The 24,775-nt window shown below is 74.1% G+C and carries 29 protein-coding genes; 12 read left to right on the top strand and 17 right to left on the bottom strand.

The annotated features are described in order from the left end of the window. Positions 1 to 10 precede the first annotated feature (10 nt). Positions 11 to 160: a hypothetical protein gene (locus GA0070560_RS28660; RefSeq protein WP_157745101.1), complete on the bottom strand. Its 150-nt coding sequence runs from the start codon at positions 158 to 160 to the stop codon at positions 11 to 13. A 187-nt stretch (positions 161 to 347) separates the two neighbouring features. Here GA0070560_RS28660 and GA0070560_RS11445 point away from each other — a divergent pair, with 187 nt between their 5' ends. Continuing rightward, the gene (locus tag GA0070560_RS11445) at positions 348 to 755 is read left to right on the top strand and encodes a VOC family protein (protein WP_091294678.1); all 408 of its coding nucleotides are present in this window, start codon (positions 348 to 350) and stop codon (positions 753 to 755) included. Positions 756 to 804: 49 nt separating this feature from the next. Here GA0070560_RS11445 and GA0070560_RS11440 read toward each other — a convergent pair whose 3' ends face one another. The 4 genes from GA0070560_RS11440 to GA0070560_RS11425 form a co-directional block, all read right to left on the bottom strand. Continuing rightward, positions 805 to 1,494 (bottom strand): helix-turn-helix transcriptional regulator, encoded by a 690-nt coding sequence (locus GA0070560_RS11440; protein WP_091295028.1) that lies wholly within the window; start codon positions 1,492 to 1,494, stop codon positions 805 to 807. Positions 1,495 to 1,544: 50 nt separating this feature from the next. Next, the gene (locus tag GA0070560_RS11435; RefSeq protein ID WP_091294677.1) at positions 1,545 to 3,056 is read right to left on the bottom strand and encodes a sensor histidine kinase; all 1,512 of its coding nucleotides are present in this window, start codon (positions 3,054 to 3,056) and stop codon (positions 1,545 to 1,547) included. Beyond that, on the bottom strand, positions 3,034 to 3,780 hold the full coding sequence (locus tag GA0070560_RS11430) for a response regulator transcription factor (RefSeq protein ID WP_091294676.1): 747 nt from the start codon (positions 3,778 to 3,780) through the stop codon (positions 3,034 to 3,036). Before GA0070560_RS11430 ends, GA0070560_RS11435 begins: the two co-directional genes overlap by 23 nt. Positions 3,781 to 4,016: 236 nt before the next feature. Further along, a complete protein-coding gene (locus tag GA0070560_RS11425) occupies positions 4,017 to 4,247 on the bottom strand; it encodes a hypothetical protein (RefSeq protein WP_091294675.1) in 231 nt (76 codons plus the stop codon). 197 nt (positions 4,248 to 4,444) lie between these two features. Between GA0070560_RS11425 and GA0070560_RS11420 the strand changes: the two genes are divergently transcribed. After that, complete coding sequence (locus tag GA0070560_RS11420; RefSeq protein WP_091294674.1) at positions 4,445 to 5,395, top strand: serine/threonine-protein kinase; 951 nt, start codon at positions 4,445 to 4,447, stop codon at positions 5,393 to 5,395. A gap of 91 nt (positions 5,396 to 5,486) precedes the next feature. Further along, positions 5,487 to 5,912, top strand: a complete 426-nt coding sequence (locus GA0070560_RS11415; protein ID WP_091294673.1) for an OsmC family protein — start codon at positions 5,487 to 5,489, stop codon at positions 5,910 to 5,912. Positions 5,913 to 5,916: 4 nt separating this feature from the next. On the opposite strand, the gene GA0070560_RS11410 is transcribed toward GA0070560_RS11415, so the two are convergent. After that, the gene (locus GA0070560_RS11410; protein ID WP_245675473.1) at positions 5,917 to 6,858 is read right to left on the bottom strand and encodes an endonuclease/exonuclease/phosphatase family protein; all 942 of its coding nucleotides are present in this window, start codon (positions 6,856 to 6,858) and stop codon (positions 5,917 to 5,919) included. A 303-nt stretch (positions 6,859 to 7,161) separates the two neighbouring features. Between GA0070560_RS11410 and GA0070560_RS11405 the strand changes: the two genes are divergently transcribed. Beyond that, on the top strand, positions 7,162 to 8,010 hold the full coding sequence (locus tag GA0070560_RS11405) for a hypothetical protein (RefSeq protein WP_425412627.1): 849 nt from the start codon (positions 7,162 to 7,164) through the stop codon (positions 8,008 to 8,010). Between the two features lie 9 nt (positions 8,011 to 8,019). On the opposite strand, the gene GA0070560_RS11400 is transcribed toward GA0070560_RS11405, so the two are convergent. From GA0070560_RS11400 to GA0070560_RS11380, 5 genes are all read right to left on the bottom strand, one after another. Then, positions 8,020 to 8,568 carry an ATP synthase subunit B family protein gene (locus tag GA0070560_RS11400; protein WP_091294671.1) on the bottom strand — a complete coding sequence of 183 codons (549 nt, stop codon included), beginning with the start codon at positions 8,566 to 8,568 and terminating at the stop codon, positions 8,020 to 8,022. 122 nt (positions 8,569 to 8,690) lie between these two features. After that, entirely contained in the window at positions 8,691 to 9,122 is a 432-nt protein-coding gene (locus tag GA0070560_RS11395; RefSeq protein ID WP_425412626.1) for a response regulator, read from the bottom strand. Positions 9,123 to 9,211: 89 nt separating this feature from the next. Further along, positions 9,212 to 9,559: an STAS domain-containing protein gene (locus GA0070560_RS11390; protein WP_091294669.1), complete on the bottom strand. Its 348-nt coding sequence runs from the start codon at positions 9,557 to 9,559 to the stop codon at positions 9,212 to 9,214. 86 nt (positions 9,560 to 9,645) lie between these two features. Further along, complete coding sequence (locus GA0070560_RS11385) at positions 9,646 to 10,692, bottom strand: cobalamin B12-binding domain-containing protein (protein WP_091294668.1); 1,047 nt, start codon at positions 10,690 to 10,692, stop codon at positions 9,646 to 9,648. Further along, a complete protein-coding gene (locus GA0070560_RS11380; protein WP_091294667.1) occupies positions 10,689 to 12,455 on the bottom strand; it encodes a PP2C family protein-serine/threonine phosphatase in 1,767 nt (588 codons plus the stop codon). The genes GA0070560_RS11385 and GA0070560_RS11380 overlap by 4 nt, the downstream gene beginning before the upstream one ends. 216 nt (positions 12,456 to 12,671) lie before the next feature. Between GA0070560_RS11380 and GA0070560_RS11375 the strand changes: the two genes are divergently transcribed. Beyond that, positions 12,672 to 13,064 carry an STAS domain-containing protein gene (locus tag GA0070560_RS11375; protein ID WP_245675472.1) on the top strand — a complete coding sequence of 131 codons (393 nt, stop codon included), beginning with the start codon at positions 12,672 to 12,674 and terminating at the stop codon, positions 13,062 to 13,064. 46 nt (positions 13,065 to 13,110) lie between these two features. After that, a complete protein-coding gene (locus GA0070560_RS11370; protein WP_091294665.1) occupies positions 13,111 to 13,452 on the top strand; it encodes an STAS domain-containing protein in 342 nt (113 codons plus the stop codon). Positions 13,453 to 13,521: 69 nt separating this feature from the next. Here the strand turns inward: GA0070560_RS11370 and GA0070560_RS11365 are convergent, their stop codons facing one another. Beyond that, on the bottom strand, positions 13,522 to 13,836 hold the full coding sequence (locus tag GA0070560_RS11365) for a hypothetical protein (protein WP_091294664.1): 315 nt from the start codon (positions 13,834 to 13,836) through the stop codon (positions 13,522 to 13,524). A 182-nt stretch (positions 13,837 to 14,018) separates the two neighbouring features. Here GA0070560_RS11365 and GA0070560_RS11360 point away from each other — a divergent pair, with 182 nt between their 5' ends. Continuing rightward, the gene (locus GA0070560_RS11360) at positions 14,019 to 14,996 is read left to right on the top strand and encodes a DUF2267 domain-containing protein (protein WP_091294663.1); all 978 of its coding nucleotides are present in this window, start codon (positions 14,019 to 14,021) and stop codon (positions 14,994 to 14,996) included. Positions 14,997 to 15,102: 106 nt separating this feature from the next. Next, positions 15,103 to 15,894, top strand: coding sequence for a spermidine synthase (locus tag GA0070560_RS11355; protein WP_091294662.1), 792 nt, complete (start codon positions 15,103 to 15,105; stop codon positions 15,892 to 15,894). A 127-nt stretch (positions 15,895 to 16,021) separates the two neighbouring features. On the opposite strand, the gene GA0070560_RS11350 is transcribed toward GA0070560_RS11355, so the two are convergent. Both GA0070560_RS11350 and GA0070560_RS11345 read right to left on the bottom strand, forming a co-directional pair. Continuing rightward, positions 16,022 to 17,326 carry an NAD(P)/FAD-dependent oxidoreductase gene (locus GA0070560_RS11350; RefSeq protein ID WP_091294661.1) on the bottom strand — a complete coding sequence of 435 codons (1,305 nt, stop codon included), beginning with the start codon at positions 17,324 to 17,326 and terminating at the stop codon, positions 16,022 to 16,024. A 44-nt stretch (positions 17,327 to 17,370) separates the two neighbouring features. Then, complete coding sequence (locus GA0070560_RS11345; protein ID WP_091294660.1) at positions 17,371 to 19,524, bottom strand: amylo-alpha-1,6-glucosidase; 2,154 nt, start codon at positions 19,522 to 19,524, stop codon at positions 17,371 to 17,373. Positions 19,525 to 19,722: 198 nt separating this feature from the next. Between GA0070560_RS11345 and GA0070560_RS11340 the strand changes: the two genes are divergently transcribed. Further along, entirely contained in the window at positions 19,723 to 20,805 is a 1,083-nt protein-coding gene (locus GA0070560_RS11340) for a hypothetical protein (RefSeq protein WP_091294659.1), read from the top strand. Between the two features lie 127 nt (positions 20,806 to 20,932). Beyond that, positions 20,933 to 21,094 (top strand): hypothetical protein, encoded by a 162-nt coding sequence (locus GA0070560_RS28655; RefSeq protein WP_170839365.1) that lies wholly within the window; start codon positions 20,933 to 20,935, stop codon positions 21,092 to 21,094. A 39-nt stretch (positions 21,095 to 21,133) separates the two neighbouring features. Here GA0070560_RS28655 and GA0070560_RS29425 read toward each other — a convergent pair whose 3' ends face one another. The 3 genes from GA0070560_RS29425 to GA0070560_RS11325 form a co-directional block, all read right to left on the bottom strand. After that, positions 21,134 to 21,664, bottom strand: a complete 531-nt coding sequence (locus GA0070560_RS29425; protein WP_091294658.1) for a GNAT family N-acetyltransferase — start codon at positions 21,662 to 21,664, stop codon at positions 21,134 to 21,136. A gap of 284 nt (positions 21,665 to 21,948) precedes the next feature. After that, positions 21,949 to 22,965, bottom strand: coding sequence for a TerC family protein (locus tag GA0070560_RS11330; RefSeq protein WP_091294657.1), 1,017 nt, complete (start codon positions 22,963 to 22,965; stop codon positions 21,949 to 21,951). A 234-nt stretch (positions 22,966 to 23,199) separates the two neighbouring features. Continuing rightward, a complete protein-coding gene (locus tag GA0070560_RS11325; protein WP_091294656.1) occupies positions 23,200 to 23,613 on the bottom strand; it encodes a DUF2267 domain-containing protein in 414 nt (137 codons plus the stop codon). 156 nt (positions 23,614 to 23,769) lie between these two features. On the opposite strand from GA0070560_RS11325, the gene GA0070560_RS11320 reads away from it, so the two are divergent. Both GA0070560_RS11320 and GA0070560_RS11315 read left to right on the top strand, forming a co-directional pair. Then, positions 23,770 to 24,039 (top strand): DUF2795 domain-containing protein, encoded by a 270-nt coding sequence (locus GA0070560_RS11320; protein ID WP_088978646.1) that lies wholly within the window; start codon positions 23,770 to 23,772, stop codon positions 24,037 to 24,039. A 66-nt stretch (positions 24,040 to 24,105) separates the two neighbouring features. Beyond that, entirely contained in the window at positions 24,106 to 24,756 is a 651-nt protein-coding gene (locus tag GA0070560_RS11315) for a DUF1345 domain-containing protein (RefSeq protein ID WP_211565809.1), read from the top strand. The last annotated feature ends 19 nt before the right edge of the window (positions 24,757 to 24,775 follow it).

The following is a 24,775-nucleotide window of genomic DNA, read 5'->3' as shown; positions in this document are numbered from 1 at the left end:
CGGCGAGCGGTCAGCCACGGTCGGTCGGCTGGCGGCGGAAGCGGTCGACCAGCCGTCGCCAGTAGAGCTTGGCGGCGACGGCCGCCCCCGCGACCCCGCCGACCACCGCCTGCACGATCAGGCTGCCGGACCCCGCGTCCAGGTAGGCCAGGTGGTTCACCGACCGCTCCCTTCCCTCGCCGTCGTCACCCGGCGCCAGGCACGCCCATATGCGGCATTTAAGCCGTTCCGCCGGACTTGTTCCTTTGCCACCGTACGCGGTCGGCGCCTCCCGTGGGGCCACACCGGCCACCGTGCGTCCGTTTCGTTCAAGACGCCCGCCACGACACCGGCCTAGCCTCACCGGCATGGCACCTCGAATGGACTACATCGGCGTGGTCGTCGCCGACATGGCACGCAGCCTCGACTTCTACCGCCGGCTCGGACTGGACCTGCCGTCCGGATCGGACACCCTGCCGCACGTCGAGATGACCCTGCCCGGCGGGGTCCGGCTCGGCTGGGACACCGTCGACAGCATCCGCGACCTCGGCGCCGGATGGACGCCGCCGACCGGCAGCGCCCGGATGAGCCTGGCCTTCCGGTGCGCCGACCCGGCGGAGGTCGACCGGTACTGGACGGCGCTGACCGGGGCCGGCTTCCACGGCGAACTGCCGCCATGGAACGCCGACTGGGGGCAGCGGTACGCGACGCTGCACGACCCGGACGGCAACGGCGTCGACCTCTACGCCCCGCTGCCCACACCGGTCGCCGACTGAGCCCACCTGGGCCGCGCCGCGCCTTCCGGGGCCGCCGGCAGGGCTGGGGTCAGCCGGGCAGCAGCCGGGTGGGTGGGACGCCGGCCAGCTCGCGGACGTCGCGGGTGAGGTGGGCCTGGTCGGCGTACCCGCAGTGGACCGCCACCTCGGCCAACGGGACGCCGGCACGGGCCAGCGCCAGCGCCCGGCGCATCCGCAGGATGCGGGCGAGGGTCTTCGGGCCGTACCCGAAGAGGGCCTGGCTGCGTCGGTGCAGGGCACGCGGGCCGAGGCCGACCTCGGCGGCGGTCGCGGCGACGCTCGCCCCGGCGGCGAGCGAGGCGGCGATCCGGCAGCCCAGCGGGTCCGGCCCGCCGACGGCGACCAGCCGGTCGACGGCCACGGACTCCAGCGCGACGGCGGTCGGCCGGTCACCCAGCCGCTCGGCGGCCTCGCCCGCCGCCCGGCCCCAGAGCGCGTCGAGCGGCACCCGGCGGTCCCGCAGCACGTCGGCGGGGACACCGAAGACCGCCGGACCGGTGCCGGGCGGCAGGCGCAGGCCCAGCCACCGCTCCCCCGGCACGGAACGGGAGAGCTGGGCTGTCCGGTCCGGCCCCGCCACCAGCAGCCCGGACCGGCTGGACCAGAGCAGGTCCAGGCAGCCGTCCGGCAGCACCCGGGTCGGCGCCGCGCCGGCAGGGGACCGGCTGGCCCACACCACCGCCCCGGCGATCCGGCCGGCCCGACGCTCCCGGTACACGCCACCCACCCTGCCACGGCGGTACGACGGCGACCGGGTCGGCACCGGGGTCAGGGCAGGGGGTGTCGGGATCCCGGCAGCCGCACCGTGAAGACGGTGCGCCCGGGTCTGCTCCGGAGCTGGACGCTCCCGTGGTGCGCCTCCACCACCGCCGCCACGATCGCCAGCCCGAGTCCGGTACTGCCGTGCTCCCGGGAGCGGGAGCTGTCGCCCCGGGCGAAGCGCTCGAAGACCTCGCCCTGCAACTGCGGCGGGATGCCCGGTCCGTCGTCGTCGACGGTGATCTCCACCCCGTCGTCCACCCGGGCCAGCCGGGTGATGACCGTGGTACCGGCAGGCGTGTGCACCCGCGCGTTGGCCAGCAGGTTCGCCACGACCTGGTGCAACCGGACGCCGTCGCCGGGCACCTCCAGCGCCTCGTCGGGCAGGTCGAGCTGCCAGCGGTGCTCCGGACCGGCGACGTGCGCGTCGCTGACCGCGTCGACGATCAGCGCGGTCAGGTCGACCGGCTCCACCGCGAGCGGCCGGCCCGAGTCGAGCCGGGCGAGCAGCAGCAGGTCGTCGACGAGCCCCGTCATCCGGGTGCTCGCCGACTCGACCCGCAGCAGGGCGTGCGCGACGTCGGGCGGCACCCGGTCCCGGCCGCGCCGGGCCACCTCGGCGTAGCCGCGGATGGCGGCCAACGGGGTACGCAGCTCGTGGCTCGCGTCGGCGACGAACTGGCGTACCCGGGTCTCGCTGGCCTGCCGGGCGGCGAGCGCGCCGGCGACATGGCCCAGCATCCGGTTCAGCGCCGCCCCCACCTGCCCCACCTCGGTGCGGGTGTCGGTGTCCGCGGCGGGCACCCGGACGGAGAGGGCGACCTCTCCCCGGTCCAGCGGCAACTCGGCGACCCGGGCGGCGGTGGCGGCGACCCGGTCGAGCGGACGCAGCGTGGCCCGGACGATCAGCGCCCCGATGCTGCCGGCCACCAGCAGCCCGGCGGTCACCACACCGACCTGGGCGACGACCATCCACATGACGGTGTCCGACACGCCGGACAGCGGGATCGCCACGGCCAGCACGTTGCCGTCCTGGGTCGTACGGGCAACCGCCCGGTAGTCCCCCCGGTCGCCCAGGTCGACGGTGTGGGGGTGCCCGTCCGTGGGCATCGCGGCGAGCGGGGCCACGTCGGCGGTGGGAACCTGCTCCACGCCGCCGGTCTCGACCCGGGTTCGGGCGGTGATGACGCCGTCGAAGGTCCGGGCCGCGATCGAGCCGGGCGGGAAGCCGCGTGGCGGTTCGGGGGCCGGCGGCTCGGCGCCGCTCCGCCACGGCAGGTCGCCGCCCTGGCGGAACCAGGGTGGGAAGTCATCGCCGTGCCGGCGGTCGCCGAGGGTGAGCTGGTGGTCCACCTGGGCGATCAGGAAGTGCCGCAGGGCGAGGGTGGTGAGCCCACCGATGCTGACCCCGACCAGGGCGAGCAGCACGACCACGGCGAGCACCAGCCGGCGGCGCAGCGACCAGCCGGCCAGCCACCGGTGCGGGCGCCCACCCTGGTCACTCCGCGGGCTTGATGACATATCCCGCCCCGCGCAGCGTGTGGATCATCGGGGCCCGCCCGGCGTCGATCTTCTTGCGCAGGTACGAGATGTAGAGCTCGACGACGTTGGCCTGGCCGCCGAAGTCGTAGTTCCAGACCCGGTCGAGGATCTGCGCCTTGCTGAGCACCCGGCGCGGGTTGCGCATCAGGTAGCGCAGCAGCTCGAACTCGGTGGCGGTGAGGGTGATCATGTCTCCGCCGCGACGCACCTCGTGGCTGTCCTCGTCGAGGCTGAGGTCGCCGACGGTGAGCACCGCCTCCTCCCGGGTGGCCACCGCGAAACCGGAACGGCGCAACAGGGCCCGCAGCCGGGCGATCACCTCCTCCAGGCTGAACGGCTTGGTGACGTAGTCGTCGCCGCCCACGGTGAGGCCGGCGACGCGCTCCTCCACCGCGTCCCGGGCGGTCAGGAAGAGCACCGGCACGGTCGGGGACTGCTCGCGCAGCCGGCGCAGCACCTGGAAGCCGTCCAGGTCGGGCAGCATCACGTCGAGCACCACCACGTCGGGCCGGAACTGCCGGGCGACGTGGAGCGCGGCCGTACCGTCGCCGGCGCTGCGCACCTGCCAGCCCTCGTACCGCAGCGCCATGGCGAGCAGGTCGGTCAGCGTCGGCTCGTCGTCGACCACCAGCACCCGGACCGGCTCGCCGTCGGGGCGGCGCAGCTCGATGCGTTGCGGTGCCGCCTGCCCGTTCATCACCATGCACCCATCGTGGGCCGCCGGACTGGCGTGGACCTGTGCCCCTCCTGTGTGCCCGCTGTGCGTGCACCGGGTCCGGCTCCGACCGTACCGGCCCGCCCCGCCACCGGGGCGGCTTCCGCGCCGGTGGCGAGGGCTCGCCGGGCCGGCACCTGGACCTCGTCGGTGCCGATGCACGACGACCCGGAGCTGGTCGCCTCGGTGGTCCCGGAGACCACCGGCGCCGCGGGCCGGCCGAGCTACTCCCCCGCGCCGACCGGGTAGGTGTGCACGAACCGCATGGTCCACACCCCGGTGCCGTCGCGCTGCTCCCGGGCGTAGAGATGGTCCGCTCCGGCGCCCGGTGGCGGGTCACCGTCGGGGTGCCGCATGATCCACCGTGTGGGCGGAACACCGTCGGGGTCGGCGGGCAGCTCGCGGAGCAGGCCGTGGGCCGGCCCGCCGACGAAGCGCACGGACACCGCGCCCATCCCGTCCCCTCCCGTACACCCGACCCGGCCGGTCGGCCGGTGCCCTGGCTGGCAAGCTACCGCACCGGCGACCACCCGCGAGCCCGCTCGGCCCACCAGCCGGACCCAGGGTTTGCCCAGCTCGGGCCCCGGGTACCGGCTCCGGGACGCCGAGAGCGCAGCGGGCGGTACGGCACGAAGCAGACTGGAGCGGGTCGATGAGGACGCTGGACGGGCGGTACCAGCTCGAACAGCGCATCGGCGTGGGCGGCATGTCCGAGGTGTGGCGTGCGCACGACCTGGTGCTGGACCGGCCGGTGGCGGTGAAGCTGATGTCGCCCGGACGGCAGGGCGAGGAAACCTCGGTGGAGCGGATCCGGGCGGAGGCCCGCTCCGCGGCCCGGCTGGTGCACCCCAACGTCGCCAGCGTGCACGACTTCGGCACCTCGGCCACCGCACCCGGGCAGGAGGCCCCGTACATCGTGATGGAGCTGGCCGAGGGCGAGACGCTGGCCGCGCACCTGCGCGTCGGGCCACTGGACTGGCGGATCGCGGTGCGGGTCTGCGCCGAGGTCGCCGCGGCGCTGGCCGCCGCGCACGCGCACGGCATCGTGCACCGCGACGTCAAGCCGGCCAACGTCATGCTCACCCCGTCCGGGGTGAAGGTCCTCGACTTCGGCATCGCCACACCGGCCGGCGCGGCGGACGAGACCCCCGCCGGAATGGTGCTGGGGACGCCGGCGTACCTGGCCCCGGAGCAGTTCGACCGGCATCCGGCCACCCCGGCCGCCGACATGTACGCCCTGGGCGTCCTGCTCTACTACTGCCTCACCGGACGACTGCCGTACGCGGCGGGGACCACGGCCACCCAACTGGTCGGGGCCCGTCGTATGGTGGCGCCCGAGGCGCTGCCGCCGATCGACGGGCTGCCGACGGAGGTGGCGGACCTGTGCCGGCGCTGCCTCGCCGACGACCCGACGAGCCGGCCGACCAGCCTGATGGCCGCGCTGCTGCTGGCCGAGGCGGTGGACGCCCGGGTGTACGTGCCGATGCTGACGTCGGTGCCCCGGCCCCGCGCCACCCCGATCTCCCCCTGGACGGAACGGGCGGCGACCGAGGCGACGGAGGCGGTCGCCCTCGACGACTGGTCGCGCGCCGGCCCGGCCTGACACCACGGCCGACCCGGCGGCGGTCCGGTCCGCACGCGTTTCACCCGATCGAGGCCGGGAACCCCGGCCGGTGAGTGACGGGAGGAACGTGATGCCGGATCCGAGTTCCTGGCTGCATGAGGCCACGGCCACCGCCTCAGGTGGTCACGTACGAACCGACGACGGCGGCCTGTCCAGCGCGCTGGCGTCCCCGCTCGCGCCGCACTGCACGGGCCTGAAACCCGAGCAGCTGCTGGCCGCCGCGTTCGCCTCCTGCCTGCACCACGCGGCGGTGGAGGCAGCCGGGGCGATCACCGACGAGGCGCACACCGTCCAGGTCACCGCCGAGGCGAAGCTGGGCCGCGACGACGACGGCCGCTACCGGGCGGACGTACGCGCGTCGATCTCGTCGGCCGGGCTGAGCCGCGAGCAGTTGGCCGACCTGGTCGAGTACGCCGACCGCATCTGGCCCTTCTCCAGCGGCGACGCCACCCGGCACCGGTTGACCGTCACGCCCGCCGACGGCGCCCGGCGCTGAGTCGTCACCAGCGGAAACCCGCGGTCACCGCGCGGTGGTCGGTGCGCGGGGTACGGACCACCCCGGCCGCGGTCGGGGTGAGCCCCCGGTAGAGCACGTGGTCGGGGCGGGTCACCGGCACCGCTGACGGCCAGGTGAAGCCGAAGCCCTGCCCCGCCTCGGCGTGGGCGTCGCCCAGCAGGCGGGTCAGTGGGGTGAAGACCCGGTCGGTGGTGGCCGTGTTGAGGTCCCCGAGCACCACCAGGCGCTCGGCGCGGTCGGCGCGGACCGCGCGGGCCAGTGCCCGCACCGTCTCGTCGCGGGTCGCGGTGTCACCGGCCCGCGCCGATCCGAGGTGGACCGCGTAGACCACCAGTTCCCCGTGCGGCGTGGCGACGACCGCGCGCAACCCCCGGGTCCAGCCGAGGCCGGTGTCCACCCCGGCGGAGTCCGTGATCGGGTACCGGCTCCAGAGGGCCACGGTGGAGACCGCCGCGCGGTGCGGGTAGCGCTGGCGCAGCCCGAGGCGGTCGCCGTCGTCGACCTCCTGCAATGCGATCAGGTCGGCGCCGGAGCGGGCGAGGGGCGCCACGGTCGCGGCCGGATCGGGGTTGCCGGCCCGGAGGTTCTGGCTCGCCACCCGGATCCCGGTCGGCCCCGAGCCGGCGGGAGGCAGCCAGGCGCCGCCGTGCGCGAGCGCCCACACCACGGCGGGAAGGACCACCGCCAGCAGCGCCCGCCGGGACCGGCGGAGCAGCGCGCCGAGCGCCAGCGCCGGCACCGCGAGGCCCAGCAGCGGGGAGACGCTGTCGAGCAGGCTGCCGAACCCGTGCACGTTCGGCACCGCGCGGTGCCCGGCGAGCACCGCCGCCAGCAGCCCGGCGAGCAGGACGACGACGAGTCCACGCCGGTCGCCGGCGCGGGCCGGGACCGCCGGGGCCGGCTCGTCGATCATGACACTGGTCACCGTCCGCATCGTACCGAGGGCGGCCGACGGCCGCCGGCAACCCCGTCACCCGACCAGGTCGGGGGTCGGCGGTACGGTCCGACGACCGTCCACCGAACGGAGGAGGCACCTGCCGGGCGCCGCTCCACCCGGTGATCGCCGGATTGCTGCCGGCAGGAGCGACATGCAGGACAAGAGCGAATTGCCTGGCTGATACGGTTCATGACCCGCCGAGGAGATTACCCCCGCGGATCATGGCAAATTGTGACGCATGCCACTAATCAGCCCGATGGCACGGGCCGTGCGGCTCTCTAGCCTCGGCGGGTGCCTGCCGACCACGCCCCTGAGCAGCAGTCCACCGCGACCCGACGGACTGCCCGTCCAGCCGGTGCCGCCTCGGGCGAACGGAGGATCGGCCGCCACCGGGCCCCGGAGCCGCCCCGACGCGGAGTCCGCGCGCTGCTGGCGTCCACGCCCGTCCGGATCGCCCTCGCCGGCGGCGTGACCTGCTGCCTCGGCCTGGTGGCGTTCGCCGGGACGCAGGAGGGCGACCACCGTACGGAGCCGCTGCGTGAGGTGCTGGCCGAGCGCGCCGCAGCCGACGAACGGGCCTCCCGCTCCCTGGACCGCGGCGCGTCCCCGCTCGCCGCCCCGGTCACCCCGATCCCCGCAGCGACGCCCAGCCCGGCCGCCACCCGCAAGCCGAAACCGAAACCGAAGCCGGTCCGACCCGTGCGCCCCCGCCCCGTCGCCGGCCTGACCCAGGCACAGATGGACAACGCCAAGGTGATCGTCGACGTGGGCGTCGACATGGGCGTGCCCAGGCGCGGACTGGTCGTCGCGATCGCCACCGCCATGCAGGAGAGCAACCTCTACAACCTGGCCAGCGACGTGCTGCCCGAGTCGTTCGACCACCCGCACCAGGGCAGCGGCTCCGACCACGACTCCGTCGGGCTGTTCCAGCAGCGCCCCAGCAGCGGCTGGGGCACGGTGGCCCAGCTGATGCGCCCGGCGTACGCCGCCGGGGCGTTCTACACGGCGCTGCTCGAGGTCCCCGGCTGGCGGGACATGAGCGTGACCGCCGCAGCCCAGGCGGTGCAGATCTCCGCCTTCCCCGACGCGTACGCCAAGCACGAGCAGCGGGCCACCACGGTGGTGGCGGCGCTGACCTGAGCCCGGTGGTCAGGCCACCCGGGTGCCCGGCTCCGGCCGCTCGACCGACACCTCGGAGGCGCCCGTGGCGACCCGGGTCGCCGGCACCCCGCCCGTCGACGCCGCAGCGGTGGGCGTGTCCACCGGCACCGCCTCCCCGGGCAGGCCGGCGAGGATCCGGTCGACCCGGGCCTCCCGGCGACGCCGCTCGTGCAGCGCGGCCTCGAACTCGCGCCGGGCCTGCATCGCCTCGGCGTACACCCGCTCCCGGACCTGTCGGGCCTCCTCGCGCGCGGCGTCCAGCTCGCTGCGGGCCTGCGCCAGGATCTCGGCGGCCTCCCGCTCGACGGCCGACGCGTCCCGACGCGCCGCGACCGCGCCGCCACCCCTGGCTGAGCCCTGGCGGTCGACCAGCCCGCGCAGCAGCGTCGCCTCCTGCCGAATCTGGTCCCACTCCCGGCCCGCCCCGGCGGCGACCTCGGCGCGCGCCGCCAGCCGGGTCAACCGGATCCCGAGCTCATCCAGGCAGGAATCCACCTGCCGCTGGTCGTAGTCGGTCTCAACGACGGAGAACCTCATACTGTCGCCCCCCAGGAAGCTGGTACGTCTTTCCCCAGTTCGATCCTGGCGGCTGCCGGCGACCACCGGAGGGGTTCGGGAAAAATGCTCGGCAACTGAGGGCCGCGACGGCGCGCGGTCGCTCAGGTGCGCTTGGGCAGCACGACCACGCGGCCGAAGAACTCGTCGATCCGCCGCACCACGTCGTTGAAGTCGTCCAGGTCGATCGGCTTCGTCACGTACGCGTTGGCCTGCAGGGTGTAGCTGCCGACGATGTCGTTGTCGGCGTTGGAGGTGGTGAGCACCACGATCGGAATGGTCCGCAGGTCCTCGTCCTGCTTGACCTCACCGAGCACCTGCCGCCCGTCCATCCGGGGCATGTTCAGGTCCAGCAGGATCACGTCCGGCCGCCGGGCCTCGGTGTGCCGGCCCTCCTGGCGGAGGAACTCCATCGCCTCCTGGCCGTCGTTGACCACGTCGATGACCTTGTCGATCTCGGAGTCCGCCAGGGCCTCCTCGATCATCAGGACGTCACCCGGATCGTCGTCGACGACGAGGATCCGGACGGGGTTCACGGCACCTGGGCCCATGGGGATGTACCTGTCTCGTGTCGGGCGGTTGGGGGACAACGGTCTCGGTCACCCGCTGGCGGGAATCTAACCGATCACCGGCCGGATCGCGACGCCGGGTCCACCGTGTCCGGTGCGTATCGCAGCACGTCCGCCAGGCCGGTGACCTGGAGCACCCGGTCCACCCGACCGGTCGCGCCGGTCACCCGCAACCACCCGCCGTCGGCCGCCGCGCGGTTGTCGCCACGGACGAACGCCGCGATGCCGGTGGAGTCGCAGAAGGTCAGCTCGGTGAGGTCGAGCAGCAGGTGACGCTCACCGTCGGCGGCCAGCCGGTCGATCGCCTCGTTCAGCTCCCCCGCCGTGCTCACGTCCAGCTCGCCGACGAGCCGCAGGTGGACCCCGCCACCATCGCGCGGGCTGTGCGTGACGACGAACGTCAATGTCGTCCCTCTCGCTCACACCGCAGGCGGACCCTTGCAGTGGAGCAAGTATACGCAACGGACCGCCGCGCGACGGTACCGCCGGGTCAGCCCCGGACGGTGTCACGCCGGGCGGCGACCCGGGCCTTCCCGAGCGCCAGGAACCGCCCGGCGCGCGGGAAGTCGCGCAGCAGCCGATGGTAGTGCCCGAGGGTCAGCCCCACCGCCCCGGAAGGGACGCCCCGGCTGGAGAGGATCTGCGCGAGCCAGTCGACGAAGTCGGTGAAGAGCGAGTCGTCGTCGACGTACAGGGCGGCGGCGAGGAAGTCCACGATGTAGCCCAGGTCGCTGATGGTCGAGTCCAGCTGGGCCGGGGTGTAGTGCTCGACCGCGGGCACCCGCTCGCGCAGGTCGGCCAGCGCCGAATCGATCAACTCGCCACGGCGCTTCACCAGGCCGGCGTACTCGTCGTCGGCGAGGTGGGGCAGTTCGGCCGGGCGCACCCGGCGCAACGCCCGCTCGTCGGCCACCAGGTCGGCCGCGGTCGGCGCGTCCGGCGCCCAGGCCACCCCCAGGGTGCGGGCCCACCGGCCGTCGTCGCCGAAGCCACGGCCACCGACCACGACCGGCACGTCGGAGCGACGGCAGGCCTCGATCATGCGGTGCGCGTGCGGCAACCGCATCGGCAACGCGCAGGCCAACGCCACCGCGTGCGCGTCGTGCCGGTGCAGGTACGACACCAGGTGCGCAGCGGGCACACTCGCCCCCAAGAAGGTCACCTGCCAGCCGCGCAGCCGCAGCACCTCCGCCACCAGCCGGGGCGGCAGCGCGTGCCACTCGCCGTCCATGCACGCCACCACCACCCGACCCCGGGTGGGCCGGGGGTTGGCCTGCGCGGCGACCGCCGCGACCACCCGCTCGCTGATGTGGGTGGCGGCGTGCTCCTGGGCCACACTCCACTCGTTGCGGGCCCACCGCTCCCCCACCTCGGCCTGCGCCGGGGCGACCAGGTCGAGCAGCACCCGCTCGGCCGGCACCCGCGCGTCGAGCAGCCGGCTGGCCACGTCGATCGCCGCGTACTCGTCGGCCTCCGCCAGCGCCTCCAGGAACTGCGCGTACGCCTGTGCCGGGTCGGCCTGGGTCGGGGCGGTCACTGTCGCGTCTCCCTCTGCTCGGCAGGCCCACCCGCTGCGGGTACGGCGTGCAGGTGCCGCGGCGGACGCCCGCCCGGGCCGGTGGCCCGCAGCGCCAGCACCGCGATGTCGTCGTGGTCACCGTGGGCCAGCCAGTCGCAGGTCACCTGCTCGACCCGCTCGGCAAGGGCCGGCGCCGGCACCCGGTGGCAGCCGGTCACCGCGTGGACCAGCCGCTCGTGCCCGAACTGCTCGTCGCCGCGCCGGCCGCCGCGCGCCTCGGTCACCCCGTCGCTGTAGAGCAGACAGGTCTCCCCGGGCTCCAGGCGTACGGTCACCTCGCCGATGCGCGGGTCGGGCACCACGCCGATCAGCATTCCGCTCAGCGGCACCGCCTCCACCTCTCCCGAGGCGCGCAGCACCAGCGGCGGCAGGTGCCCCCCGCCGGCCATGGTCAGGGTGAGCGCACCGTCGCGCTGGGGCCGGACCACGCCGAGCACCATCGTGGCGAACCGGCCCTGACCGTGCGCCTGGGTGGTCTCCAGCAACGCGTCGTTGAGCAGCTTGAGCAGCCGGCCGGGATGCGACTCCACCCGGTGCAGCGCCTGCAGGCACTGCCGCAGCTGGCCGGTGAAGACCGCCGCCTCGACCCCCTTGCCGGATACGTCGCCGAGGAAGAACACCGAGCCGCCGTCGGGCAGCCGGTGCGATCCGTAGAAGTCACCGCCGATGCGCAGGCTCGCCTGCGCCGGCCGGTACGCCGTGCCCCACTGCACGCCCGCGACGGTGATCGGCTCGACCGGCAGCAGGCTCGCCTGCAGCGTGTCGGCGACCTCGGCCTGGTCCCGGTAGAGCACCGCCGTGGTCAGTGCCGCGCCGGCCCGGGCGGCGAAGGCCCGCACCAGCTCGACGTCGTCCTCGTCGTACCAGCGGGTGGCGCGGCGGGCGACCAGCAGCGCGCCCGCCGGGGCCTCCCGGCCCGGCAGCGGCAGCACCCGGGCGACGACCTCACTGGCCTCCAGCCCCGGCAGCCACCCGGCATCCACCGCCTGCTCCACCAGCCAGTCGACGGCGTGCGGCTCGACGCCGGAGAGCCCTTCGGCGATCGCCGGGGGCAGCGCGGTGGCGGAGAGCACCCCGCTGTCCACCGCCGCCGCCTCGTCGTCGGCCCGGCTCGCCCGCCACCAACGGGCCCGCCCGGAGCGGGGGGCCAGCACCAGCACGGCGACCTCGGCCAGGGTGGGCACGGCCAGCCGGACCACCGCGGCGGCGGCCCGGTCGGGGTGCAGCGGGTTGCCGAGTTTCTCGCCGACCACGGCGAGGAAGGCCGAGCGGGCCCGCTCGGCCAGCAGCGCGTCGGCGCGGGTGACGCTCTCGGTGACATCCTCGACGTAGTGGCAGCTACGGCCCCCGGAGAGCGGCATCGCACGGATCCGCAGCCGACGGCCGTGGTGGGCGAACTCACCGGGCCCGCCGGAACGCAGACCGGGCACCCCGGCGGCGGTCAGCGGACGGCCCTGGGCGACCTCGGGCAGCAGGCGTTCGGCCACCGGGCTGAGGTGGCGCACCACCCCGTCGGGATCGCAGACGACCAGGCCCTCCCGGAAGTGCTCGACCACCTCGGACCAGTCGGGCTCGGGATGCCCACGGTCGGGGGCCAGCGGCGGCAGCGCGGACGAGGGCCGGACCACGGCCTCGGAGGGCCGCGCCGGCCCCCGGACGTCGCTCGGCGTGGAAATCCGGCCGTCGCCCGGGTCGGCACCCCTGACGTCGGCAGAAGTCACCAGCTGAGCCCCACTCCTCGTGTCGACACCCACGGCCCGCGGTAAAGGTCCGTATGTTCCGATCTCCTCGGCCCACCCTACGCCGGTATCCCGGTACCGCCACTCCACGCTGCCGCCGAGGCCGGTCCCGCGAGCCGGGCGGGGCACGACGGTGGTTGTTACGATCCCGGAAAGTCCCCCTGCCCGACGGCAGCCCTGCGGAAAGGTGATCGTGTGGTGCCCCACGGGAGGAAGCCCGAGGCGACTCCGCTGAGCATGTCCGTCGATCGGTCGGATCCGGACGCCCCGGTCATCTCCGTCGGCGGGGACCTCGCCTTCACCACCGCCGCCCCACTGCGCGCCGAGGTCGACCGGGCCCTGACGCAGCGCCCGCCGGTGCTCGTGCTCGACTTCTCCGACCTGCTCTTCATCGACAGCACCGGGCTGTCGGTCATCGTGCACGCCTGGCGCGAGGGGCAGCAGAACGGCACCCTCATCCGGCTGCGCTCCACGCCCCGGTTCCTGGACACCATCCTCGACATGACCGGCGTCACCGGGCTGCTGGCCAGGCCGCTCACCGGCGAACGACCGGAGGTCGGGGCGTACGGCCGCCCCGCCGCGTCCGCCTGAACCCCCCGTGCGTTTCCCGGACACCGGAAGCTGGGAACATGGGTTCATGCCCTCTCAGCTGTTGTCCATCGAGGCGACCCGGCTCGACGCCGGGCGCGCCCGGCTGCGGCTGACCGGCGATCTCGACTTCGACACCGCGCCCGAACTGGTCGCCGCCGCCGCCGAGGCCCGCGCGGACGGCTGCCACGAGCTGCTGATCGACCTGGCCGGGGTCGGCCTCTGCGACTCCTCCGGGCTGAGCGCGTTCGTGGTGCTCGCCGGCGCCGGCACGGTCCGCCTCGCCGGGGTCGGCCCTCAGCTCCAGCAGTTGCTGGACCGCACCGGCCTCACCGAACTGCTCGCCGTCGAGCATCCGGCGGTCGGTGACGAGGCGCGCGAAGCCGGCTGAGCCGCCCCGGCCGCCGAGCCGGGGTGGCCCCCGACCCTGGGACCAGGGGCCGGGGGCCGGGAGGAGGGTCTAGGTGGTGGCGACCGGCTGGAGTCGGGGGCCACTCTCGCGCAGCTCGGTCGCCGACGGCGGCTCGGCGTCCTCGGGTGGACCGGAATCGGGCGTCTGGAACAGGTACCGGACGAAGTCCCCACCCGCCTCGTTGTCGTCCGCGCCGGGCCACTGACCGGCGCAGTCCATGCCGACCACCTCGCGGCCGGACCCGTCCGGCCCTTCGACCAGCGCCCACAGGCTCACCGGGTAGCACCGGGTCCGCTCGGGCGTGACCTGCCAGCGGGCGTACCAACCGGGACGGGCGGGGACGATCTCGACGATCCTCTTCATGACGACCTTCCCTTCCGCACTGCTCGGAAGACTTCCGGTCAGCCTGATCGTGCGGCCCCGGCGGGTGAGCGCCCCTCACCCCCGAGGAGTGAACCCCGGCGACCCGGCTCACCCGTTACCTTCCTCGCGCCGGCGGGAACGCCAGCGGCGACGGTGAACCCGACAGTGGAGCGAGGGCGACCATGCGCAAGCAGATGGAGGGCGACAACCAGCGCCGCCGGGCCCTGGCCCGCCAGGCCCGCGAGCAGGGTCGGCAGCCGAGCGAGGCGGGCACCACCCTGAGCGCTTCGAAGCAGCTCACCAGCCTGGACCGGGGCAGAAGGTCCGGCACCGCGCCGGTCGGCCGGCACAAGCCGGACAGCACCCGGGGCGGACCGGTGCCGCCGGCCGCCGCGGTGGCCACGGCCAACCGGCCCCGCCCCGAGCCGGGGCAGGGCACGCCGGAGGTGACCGCGATGGGCTACCGCGAACTGGTCGACGAGGTGAGCCGACGCGCGGGGGTGGACTTCCGCACCGCCAAGGTCGGCGCCGAGGCCACCGTGCTCGCCCTGGCCTGGGCGCTGGACGAGGGCGAACGCGCCCGACTGCTGGAGGCGGTGCCGGTGAAGCTGCACGACGTGGTGCCGGTCGACGGCATCGAGCGCCACCGTGACCTGCCCGGCTTTCTGGCCGAGGTGGGCCGGATCAGCGGGCGCTCCCCGGAACAGGCCCGCTACCAGGCGGAGGCGACCCTCGCCGCGCTCGCCGCGCACGACGGCGAGCTGGTCGGGTCGCTGGACGTGCCGGACGGGCTGCGCGACCTGCTCGGCCCGGCCGAGGTCGGCGGGGGCCTGGTGGGGCCGTCCAGCGCCACCGCCCCGCTCAGCGAGGCGGAGCTGCGCGCCGCGCTGGACGACCTGCCGTACTGGTCCAGCGACCGGCGGTCGCTGGTGCGCGCCATCGAGCTGCCGCCGGGCAACCTGGACCGGGTGCTCGACCGGCTCGACCTGCTCCGCGCGCAGACCGGTCGGGGGCCGCAGATCGGCCGGCCCGATCCGGACAACGCGGTGCTGACCATCCGCAGCCAGCAGGTCGACGCGGTGACCGCCGCGGACGTCGAGCTGGCCCACCGCATCGACGACGCGATCGACGAGGCCGGGGCGGGGATGGCCGCCGGCTGAGCCGATGTCACCCGGGCCGGTGGGCGGGCGCCCGCCGGCCCGGCCGCCGCCGGGGTCGGTGCCGGCCCGGGCGGCGGGCGACGGGGCGTCCGCTAGCCTGCCGCGCATGGACAGCGCCGCCGACGACCGGTTGGACCTGGTCGTCGACCCGGCCCGCCGATCCGGTCGGATCCTGCTCGCCGGGGGCGTGGCCCAGTCGTACGTCGACGTGGCCGACCCGCGTCACCTGCACTTCGAGTACGTGCGCCGGATGGCCGCCGTGGTCGACCTGGCCGCCCCGGCCGGGCTGCCCCGCGACGTGCTGCACCTGGGCGGCGGCGCGCTGACCCTCCCCCGGTACGTCGCGTCGACCCGCCCCGGGTCGACGCAGCGGGTCGTCGAACGGGACGCTGCCGTGGTGGACCTGGTCACCCGCGAGCTGCCGGCGCTGCCGGCGCAGGTCCACGTCGAGATCGCCGACGCCCGGGCCGCGGTTACCGCGGCCCCGGCGCACCGGTACGACCTGGTGCTCGCCGACATCTACCGGGCCGCGCGGATGCCGGGCCATGTGGCGAGCCGGGAGTTCGTCACCGAGGTCGCCCGGACACTGCGCCCCGACGGGGTGTACCTGGTCAACGTGACCGACCTGCCGCCGCTGGTCTTCACCCGGGTGCAGGTGGCGACCCTGCGGGCGGTCTTCGTCGAGGTCTGTCTGCTGGCCGACCGCCGGATGCTGCGGGGCCGCCGGTACGGCAACGTGGTGCTCGCCGCGGCCCACCGCCCGGGCCGCCTGCCGGTCCGGCGGCTCGCCGGGCGGGTGGCGGCCGACCCGGTGCCGGGCGGAGTGCTGCACGGTGGGGAACTGGACGCGTTCGTCGGCGGAGCCCGGCCGGCCACCGACGCCTCGCTGACCGGCTGAGCCGTCGACACCTTTCCCGGGGGCAAGTCGAAGTCCCTGTCCGGGACGGGCCGTCCACGCCGGCCCGGCAGCACCGGCACGGACGCCGGACCGGCCGGCGGGTGATCCCGCCGGCCGGTTCCACGCCCTACGCCCGCACCCGCACCGGTACCTCCGGCGACGAGCTCTCCAGCGGTACGGCGTGCGCCGGCACCAGTCCCAACTGGGTCGCCGAGCGGGGCAGCGCGGCGTCGAGCACCCAGTCGGCCCCCACCCGCGCCCGGTTGCCCGGCATGGCCAGCAGGTGGTAGCCCCGGGTGACGGCCTTGGCCGGCAGCCCGGACAGCGACAGCTTGAGCGGGTTCGCCGCCGCGTCCTTGCCGCCGAGATCCACCACCCAGCCGAGGTCGTGGTGCTTGTACGGCTTGCGCCTGCCCTGCCCGTAGGAGGCGGCGATGTTGTGCGCGACGAGCCGGCCCTGGCGCTGGGCGTGCTGTGCGGTCATCGTGCAGATCTGGCCGGGGCGGGTCAGGTCGGGCACGGCGGCGGCGTCGCCGCAGGCGTACACCTCGGGGAAGCCGGGAACGTTGAGGTACTCGTCGGTCACCAGCCGGCCCTTCTCCGTGCGCAGGCCCAGCTCGGCCACGAACGGGTCGGGACGCACGCCGACGCACCAGACCAGGCTGCAGGTCGGCACGTACTCGCCGTCGGTGAGCATCACCCCGTCCGGGGTGGCCTCGGCGACCGAGGTGCCCATCCGCACGTCCACGCCCCGGCGGCGCAGCACCCGGTCCGCCGTCTCGGACATCCGCTCGTCCAGCTCGGGCAGGGGCCGGGGTGCGACGTCGAGCAGCATCCAGCGCGGCCGGATCTTCAGGTGCGGCCGCTGGGCGACGAGCCGGTCGGTGAAGAGCTGCCCGTGCGCGGCCACCTCCGTGCCGGTGTACCCGGCGCCGACCACCACGAAGGTGGACCGGGACCGCTGCTCGGCCGGGTCCTCGGCCTGCTCGGCCAGCTCGATCTGGCGGATCACGTGGTCGTGCAGGTAGACCGCCTCGGGCAGGCCGCGGAAGCCGTGCGCGTACTCGGTCACCCCGGGAATCGGCAGCAGCTTGTTGACGCTGCCGACGCAGAGCACCAGCCGGTCGTACGCGATCCGCCCACGGTCGCCCTCGGGCTGGGTGAAGCCCACCCAGCGGTTGCGCAGGTCGACGTGATCGGCTTCCCCGACGACGACCCGCACCCCGTCGAGGGTGCCGGTGAGCGGCACCGAGATCCGGGTCGGTTCCACCACGCCGGCGGCCACCTCCGGCAGCAGCGGCAGGTAGAGGAAGTAGTCGGTGGAGTTCAGCACCACGATCTCGGCGCGGTCGCGGGCCAGCCGGCTCAACGTCTTCGCCGCGTGGTAACCGGCGAACCCGGCCCCCACGATCACCACACGAGGTTTCGTCATGCCCGCTGCCGTTCCCATCGCATGCCCCGGCAAACGTGGCCCGGTCAGGCCGAGTCGCCCTGGAGCCGGACGTGCCCGCTCCGGCCGATCGCCTCGATCTCCCAGATGTGGCCGAACGCGCGGACCTTCTCGACGTGGATCCGGCCCACCTCCGGCGGGATGTCCGGGTCGAGCACCAGCCGGCCGTCCACCGGGTTGAGGCCCACCATCGCCCGGGCCAGGGCCAGCGGGGTGCCGGCCGCCCACGCCTGCGGGCTGCACGCCGTCGGGTACGGCACGGCGAACAGGGTACGGTCGCGCGGGTACCCGCTCAGTGCCTCCGGCAACCGGTGGTTGAACTGGTCGGCGACGTCGAGCAGGGCCAGGCTCACCCGGTTCGCCTCGGCCCGGAAGCCGTAGCGGGCCATGCCGAGCACGGCCAGGGAGTTGTCGTGCGGCCAGACCGTGCCCAGGTGGTAGCCGAGGGCGTTGAACGGCTGGTCCTCCTGGGACAGGGTGCGGATGCCCCAGCCGGAGAACATGTGCGGGGCGAGGAGTTGGCGTACCACCCGCTCGGCCCGCTCGGGCGGGACGATGCCGTTCCAGAGCAGGTGGCCCATGTTCGAGGTCTTGGAATCGATCGGGTTCTTGTCGCCGTCCAGCCCGACGGCGTAGAAGCCGCCGCGCTCGTCGAGCCAGAAGTCCCGGTTGAACCGCTCGTACAGCCGGGCGGCGTCGTCGCGCAGCCGGGCCGCCAGCGCCGGGTCGCCCAGCGGACCGTCGGCCAGCTCGGCGAGGCGCAGTTTCGCGTCGTACGTGTAGCCCTGGACCTCGCTGGTGGCGATGGGCAGCACCGGAATCCGGCCGTCGGAGAAGCGGACCCCGTCCGGGGAGTCGCGCCAGCACTGGTTGCCCAGCCCTTCCGGGGAGCGGGTGGCGTACTCGACGTAGCCGTCGCCGTCCCGGTCGCCGAACTGGTCGATCCAGCGCAGCGCGGCGAGGGCGTTGTCCCGCAGCGCCCGGACCAGGTCGTCGTCGCCGGTCCAGCGCCAGTACTCCGACAGCAGGATCAGCCAGAGCTGGGTGGCGTCGGCGGTGCCGTAGTACGGGGTGTACGGCTTGCGGCCGGTGCGGGTCAGCTCACCGCTGCGTACCTCGTGCAGGATCCGCCCCGGTTCCTCGTCGGTGAAGTTGTCGCAGCGCCTGCCCTGTAGGCGGGCCAGCGCTATCAGCGCGCCCTGGGCCAGCATCGGCCCGGCCGACAGGGTCTGGTAGGCGGTGATCAGGGTGTCCCGGCCGAAGAGGGTGAGGAACCAGGGCAGGCCGGCGCCGGGCAGCATGATGCGCTGGCCCCTGACCTCCAGGTCCAGCCGCAGCGCGGCCAGGTCGTAGCGGGACTGCCGGGTGGCCCGTTCCAGGCTCGGGTGGTCGCTGCGCAGGCTCGCCCGGGTCTCGATCCAGCGCCGGATCGGGTCGTCCCGGCGGCCGTGGACGACCTCGGCGAAGTCGGCGCGACCGGTCTCCACGACGCCCATCCCGGGGGGCAACGGCACGCGCAGGTCGAGCTGCCACTGCTGGCGGGGTTGGAGCTTCACCTGCCACACCAGGTCGTCGCCATCGACCCGGTCGGCGGGGATCGAGCAGCGCACCGTGGTCCAGGCGGAGAAGTCCTCGTGGTCGTAGGAGAAGAGGAGCTGCTGCGGGGTGTGCTGTCGCAGGATGGAGTCGGACCGGTCGCGCACCCCGGACTTGATCTCGAACAGGTCGGCGAAGTCGGCGCGGACGGCCAGCCTCAGCTCGATGGTGCACGGCCTGGTCTTGTACGACAGCAGCTCGATCCGCTCGTGGAAGCCCTGCCCGAGGTAACGCAGCCGGCGCACGCCGACGGTGTCCGGCGCGAGCCCGGGCAGCTCGGGGCTGGTGAGGATGAACTGGGCGGAGTAGTGGTCGATGGTCTCGGCGCGCAGCACCAGCAACCGGTGGCCGTTGATGGTGAGCACCCAGCCACTGATCAGGCGGGTGTCCAGGTGGACCAGGCCGCCGATGCCGCCGGGCGGCACGTCCCCGGCACGGTCGGAGAACATGAAGGTGGGGCCGCTGAGCACGGCCATCGAGTCCGGGCCGAGTTCGGGTGGCATGGCACGTTGTTCGCCGGTGTCGCGGTCGGCGACGGACACGCCCGGGATGGGGTCGACCGGGGTCGGGCGGACGGCAGCCATGGCACCCACCGTAGGAGGGCCGAGGGCGAGCCGGGCATCACCCGGTCCGGGTGAAATCCATGCATCGAGGACAATAGATTAATGACGTACGTCTGACAGCGGCGGACTCCCGACACGTCACGGCGTGACAGCCGACAGTGACCGGTGCGACGCCGCGGCACGCTCCTGGGCGACCCGGCTCTCGTCACAGGAGGAAACATGCGACTCCGTTCGCTCGCCGCCGCCACGCTCGCCGCCGTCCTGGCGGTCGGCGCGGTCGCGGCCGCCCCGGCCGCGGCGGCCACCGCCGACCGGTGGGGCTTCGCGTACGTCAAGGACCCGACCGTGCCGGCCTGGACCGTGCTCGACACCAGCCGGCAGTGGGGCAGTTGGAAGACGGCCTTCCCCGCCGCCTGGGCACAGGGCGCCAAGATCGCACCGGGCCGTTTCCTGGTCCGGTTCCCGCAGATCGGCACCGGATCTCGCGGAGTGCCGCACGTGACCCCGGTGAACCGGACCGGTCACTACTGCGAGGTGGTCCGCTGGTACCAGTCCGGGGCGGACCAGATCGTCGACGTGCAGTGCCACAAGCCGGGCGGCGAACGCGACGACAGCCCGTTCACCGTGCTCTGGACGACCAGTTCCGGAGTGCTGCCGGCGGGCACCTCCCACGCCTGGGTCCACCAGGCCGGCGGCGGGGTGGCGCAGTCGTACAACTCGACCGGCGCGGCGAACGGTGCCGCCCACCTGCTGCTCGGGCAGTACTCGGTGAAGCTGCCCGGGGTCGGGCTGGCCGGTGTGCTCGCCGGGAACGTGCAGGTCACCGCCGTGCACCCGAACGCGGCGCAGCGCCGGTGCAAGGTCCTGCAGTGGTTCGCCGCGGGCACCGACGTGGTCGTGTACGTCAACTGCTTCGACCAGACCGGCGCGCCGGCGGACAGCGACTTCACCCTGTCGTACCACCGGGACCGGTCGGTGATCGGCTCGTTCGCCCCGCCCACCCGCTTCGGTCACCTGGGCACCGCCGTCGGCGGCCCGACCAACGACAACTCGGTGCTCGGCGTCGGCGCCAACACCGTCGTGGCGATCGCGCCGGCCGGCCGCTACCTGGCGACGTTCAAGCAGCTCGGGGCCAAGGAGACGCACGTCCAGGTGGTGGCGCAGGGCAGCGGGTCGACCTACTGCCACCTGACCCAACCGTGGTCGTACGCGCTCGACGCCGAGGTGGACGTGAACTGCTTCGACAACGCCGGGGTGGTCACCCCGCACCGTTTCCTGGCCGCCTTCACCTCCCGGATCTGACACCCGGGCGAGGCGGCGACCGATCGCCGCCTCGCCCGGCTCACCCCGTCCGGGTGGGGTCGTCTCACCCGGCGCCGGCGCAGCGTGGTGTCCACCGCCATCTCCAGCCCGGAGGGAGGACAGCCGCATGACCATGCCGATGTCCAACGACCAGCGACAGCCGATCTACCTGCGGCAGAGCGGGCGCAAGCAGCTCACGCCCCGACAGCGCCGGCGGGTGGAGCACAAGCAGGGCCGCATCGAGCGGCTCGGCGGGCAGCGCCAGCAGGCGCGCGGGCCGGGCCGCTGAGCAGAGCCGGGGCGGTTGCCGTACGGGCCGCCCCGGCGCTCACCCGTCGGACGCCGGGGCGGTGATCGCCCAGCGTTCGTGGTCGCGCCAGGCGCCGTCGATGAACAGGTAGTCCGGCGAGTACCCCTCCTGCCGGAAGCCGAGCTTGCGGGCCACCCGCCGCGACGGCTCGTTGCCCGGCTGGATGTTCGCCTCCACCCGGTGCAGGCCGAGCGTGTCGAAGGCGTACGCCAGCACCAGCCCGATGCCGGTCGAGGCGTGTCCGGTCCCGGCGTACGGCAGGAACGCGGCGTAGCCCAGGAACCCGCCACGCAGCGGGCCCATGATGATCCCGCTGATGTTGACGTAGCCGGCGATCTGCCCGCTCGGCCGGTCGCAGATGAGGAAGCTCTGCTGGTCTCGGCGGCGGGCCTTGGCCAGGTGAGCGGCGTACTTCTCCGGGGTGTCCGGCGCGGCGAGCCAGGGATGGTGCAGCTCGCGGCTGCGCCGGGCGGCGGCGACGAACTCGGCGGCGTCGGTGGGGCGGGGACGGCGGATGCCGACGGTGCCGGCGATGCGCAGGTATCTCACGACGGGCCACTCTCGCCGGGCGTCCGCCGTGTTGTCCAACGATATGGCGGCGCCACGGTACGGCCCCGGCGGCGGTCGGCGCGCGGGAGGGAGCACGGCTCGTCGGCGACGGCGGGCCGGTGAGATCTTGGACAGTTTCCGTTCGGTGGGAACGGCAACTGTCCAAGATCGGCGAGTGCGGGTGCGGAGGCGGGGTCCGCACGGGGTGGGGTGGCAGCCTGCGGCGACGGGCCAGGCGGAGGCGTTCACCCGTACCCCCGGCGGCGACCGGGACGGCCGCCGGGTCAGCGCCGCTCGGCGACCACCTCACGGTTGCCGGGGGCATGGTCGCGGGTGGCGCGCAGGCTGGTGAGGGTGACCACCGCCAGGACGCCGATGATGACGCCGAGGGAGGCCAGCGTCGGGATCTCGGGCACGCCTTCCCAGATGCCGTGCGCCCAGTGCAGGCCCAGCTTGACGCCGATGAAGGCCAGGATGGCCGCCAGGCCGTAGCTGAGGTGGACCAGTCGGCTCAGCGCGGCGTGCAGCACGAAGTAGAGCGCGCGCAGGCCGAGCAGGGCGAAGGCGTTGGTGGCGAAGACCAGGTACGGGTCCTCGGTGATGCCGTAGACGGCGGGCACCGAGTCGACCGCGAAGACCACGTCGGTGGCGAGGACCGCGACCACCACGAGCGCGAGCGGGGTGAGCGCCCGCCTCCCGTTCTGCCGGACGATCATCTTCGTGCCGTGGTACTCCTCCACCACCGGCATGAACCTGCGCAGCAGGCGCACCGACCGCATCTTGCTGATGTCGACCTCCTGCTCGTGCCCGGAGAGGGCGTCGCGCAGCAGCTTGACCGCGGTGACGATCAGGATGACGGCGAAGAGCAGGAAGGCGAAGTCGAGGGTCTGCAGGGCGGCGGCGCCCAGGGCGATGAAGACCGCGCGGAGCGCCAACGCGCCGGTGATGCCGAAGAGCAGCACCCGCTGAGCCAGCACGGACGGGACCGCGAAGGCGGCCAGCAGCAGCATGAAGACGAAGAGGTTGTCGACCGAGAGGGACTTCTCCACCAGGTAACCGGTGAGGTACTCCACTCCCTGCCGCGAACCCCAGCGCGACCAGACCCAGGCGCCGAAGGCCAGCGGCAGCGCGATGTAGAACGCCGACCAGCCGAGGGCCTCCTTGATCGAGACCTCGTGCGGGCGGCGGGTCACCAGGAAGTCGAGCACCAGCAGGGCGAGCACGCCCGCGATGGTGACCGCCCAGAGCGTGGGCGTGCCGACCGAATGTAGATCGGCGGCCAGGTACGACACATCCGTCATGGAGCCTCCTCGAACACCGTGCCATGTTCGAGGTCTCCTTCACCCACACTTCGTGGGCAACCACCCGAGGCGTGCCTGGAGCACGCCGTACTGACCGGCATGGTTCGTGGGAAGTACTCCCCTCGTGCGGACCAGATTAGGGCAGGCTCAGACCGCCCGCCAATCCGGCACACCATCTGGTTGCCCTGGTCAACGGCTGTGTGCTGGCCCACGCGCCACCCCTGCGGTGCGCGCTCAGGCGCGGCGCAGCACGCTCGCGCCGGGGGCGAGCGCGGGTTCCACCATCTCCCGGTAGTCGCGCGGGAACTGGCCCACCATGTCGTCGAACTCACCACCGCTGACCGCCTCGCGCAGGGTGGTGAAGACCGCCCGTACGGCGTCACGGGCCGCCATCTCGTCGATCCCGGCCCGCCGCCCGACCCGGGCGACGAACTCGGCGGCGCCGAACCGGTCGGCCGCCTCGGTGCTCGGGGTGGGTTTGAGGACCAGTTGCAGCGGCGTGGGCAGCTGGGTGGCGAGGTCGAGCACCTCCCCCCCGGTGAGCCGCTCGGTGAGGGTCTCCAGGGTGGCGTGGATCAACTCCACGGCCCGCTCGGAGTCGACCCGGGTCCGCCGGGCCACCTGGTCGACGAAGGTGTCGTAGTTCATCGGGGCGCGCTCCCTTCGGCGTCGGAGGGGTCGCGTACCCGCCGCGCGGGGCCGGAAACGGCGCGAATTTCCGCCCGGACGGCGCGTGAGGCCGGGCCGAGGGGGTAACCGCCGCCGGTCGTGACCGGATATCGAGGCGGCGAGGGAGCTCACGCCATGGCGAGTTACACCGACGTCCTGCAGTACCTGTCCAGCCTGGACTACCCGGCGGAGAAGGACGACGTCGTGCGCGAGGCCGAACGGGAGGGCGCACCGCCGGAGGTGCTCCAGGCGTTGCGCGCACTGCCCCCGGTGGACTACGCCAACGGCACCGAGGTGGCCCGCTCGGCCGGCATCGACGCCGCGCCGGAGGTCGACGCCTCGCAACGGGCCGCCCAGGCCCGCGACCGGCACCCGCGGGTGTCCCAGCACCTGCGCGGCATCTGACCCGCCTGCGGTGACCACGGGCAGCGCGCCGGCGGCGGACGGCGGGCGACCCGGAGGGCGGAGGTGATGCCACGGGGACCGCACGGGCACACCCCGGCCGCCGTCCAGCTGACCGTGATGGGCGTGGTCGGGGTGGTGGTCGGCGGGCTCTTCGCCGCGCTGGTCTCCCCCGGCCTCGGCCCGCTCGTCGGCTGGGACGCGGCGGCGGTGAGCTGGCTGGTGCTGGTCTGGCGGACGCTGTGGCCGCTGGACGCCCGGCGCACCGGTGAGCTGGCGGTGCACGAGGACCCGAACCGGGCCGTGCGCGACGTGCTGCTGCTGGTGGCGTGCCTGGCCAGCCTGCTGGCCGTCGCCCTGGTGCTGATCGGCGCCCGCACCGCGCAGCCGGTGCTGTCCCGGGACCTGTACGGCGCGCTGGGGATGGCGAGCGTGCTGCTGTCCTGGTGCGTGGTGCACACCGTCTTCACCACCCGGTACGCCCGGCTGTACTACACCGGCCCGGACGGCGGCATCGAGTTCAACCAGCCGGGACAGCCCTGCTACGCGGACTTCGCCTACGTCGCGTTCACCGTGGGGGCCACGTTCCAGGTCTCGGACACGAACCTGACCAGTCATGAGATGCGTCGGACGGTGCTGCGGCACGCGCTGCTGTCGTACCTGTTCGGCGCGATCATCATCGCGGCGACGGTGAACCTGCTCGCCGGCCTGGCCCGCTGACGGGGCGCAACAGGCGGGC

The sequence above is a fragment of the Micromonospora halophytica genome (assembly GCF_900090245.1).
GTDB lineage: Bacteria > Actinomycetota > Actinomycetes > Mycobacteriales > Micromonosporaceae > Micromonospora > Micromonospora halophytica.
Note: the sequence above shows the minus strand (reverse complement) of the source record. Positions and strands in the feature narration are given on the sequence as shown.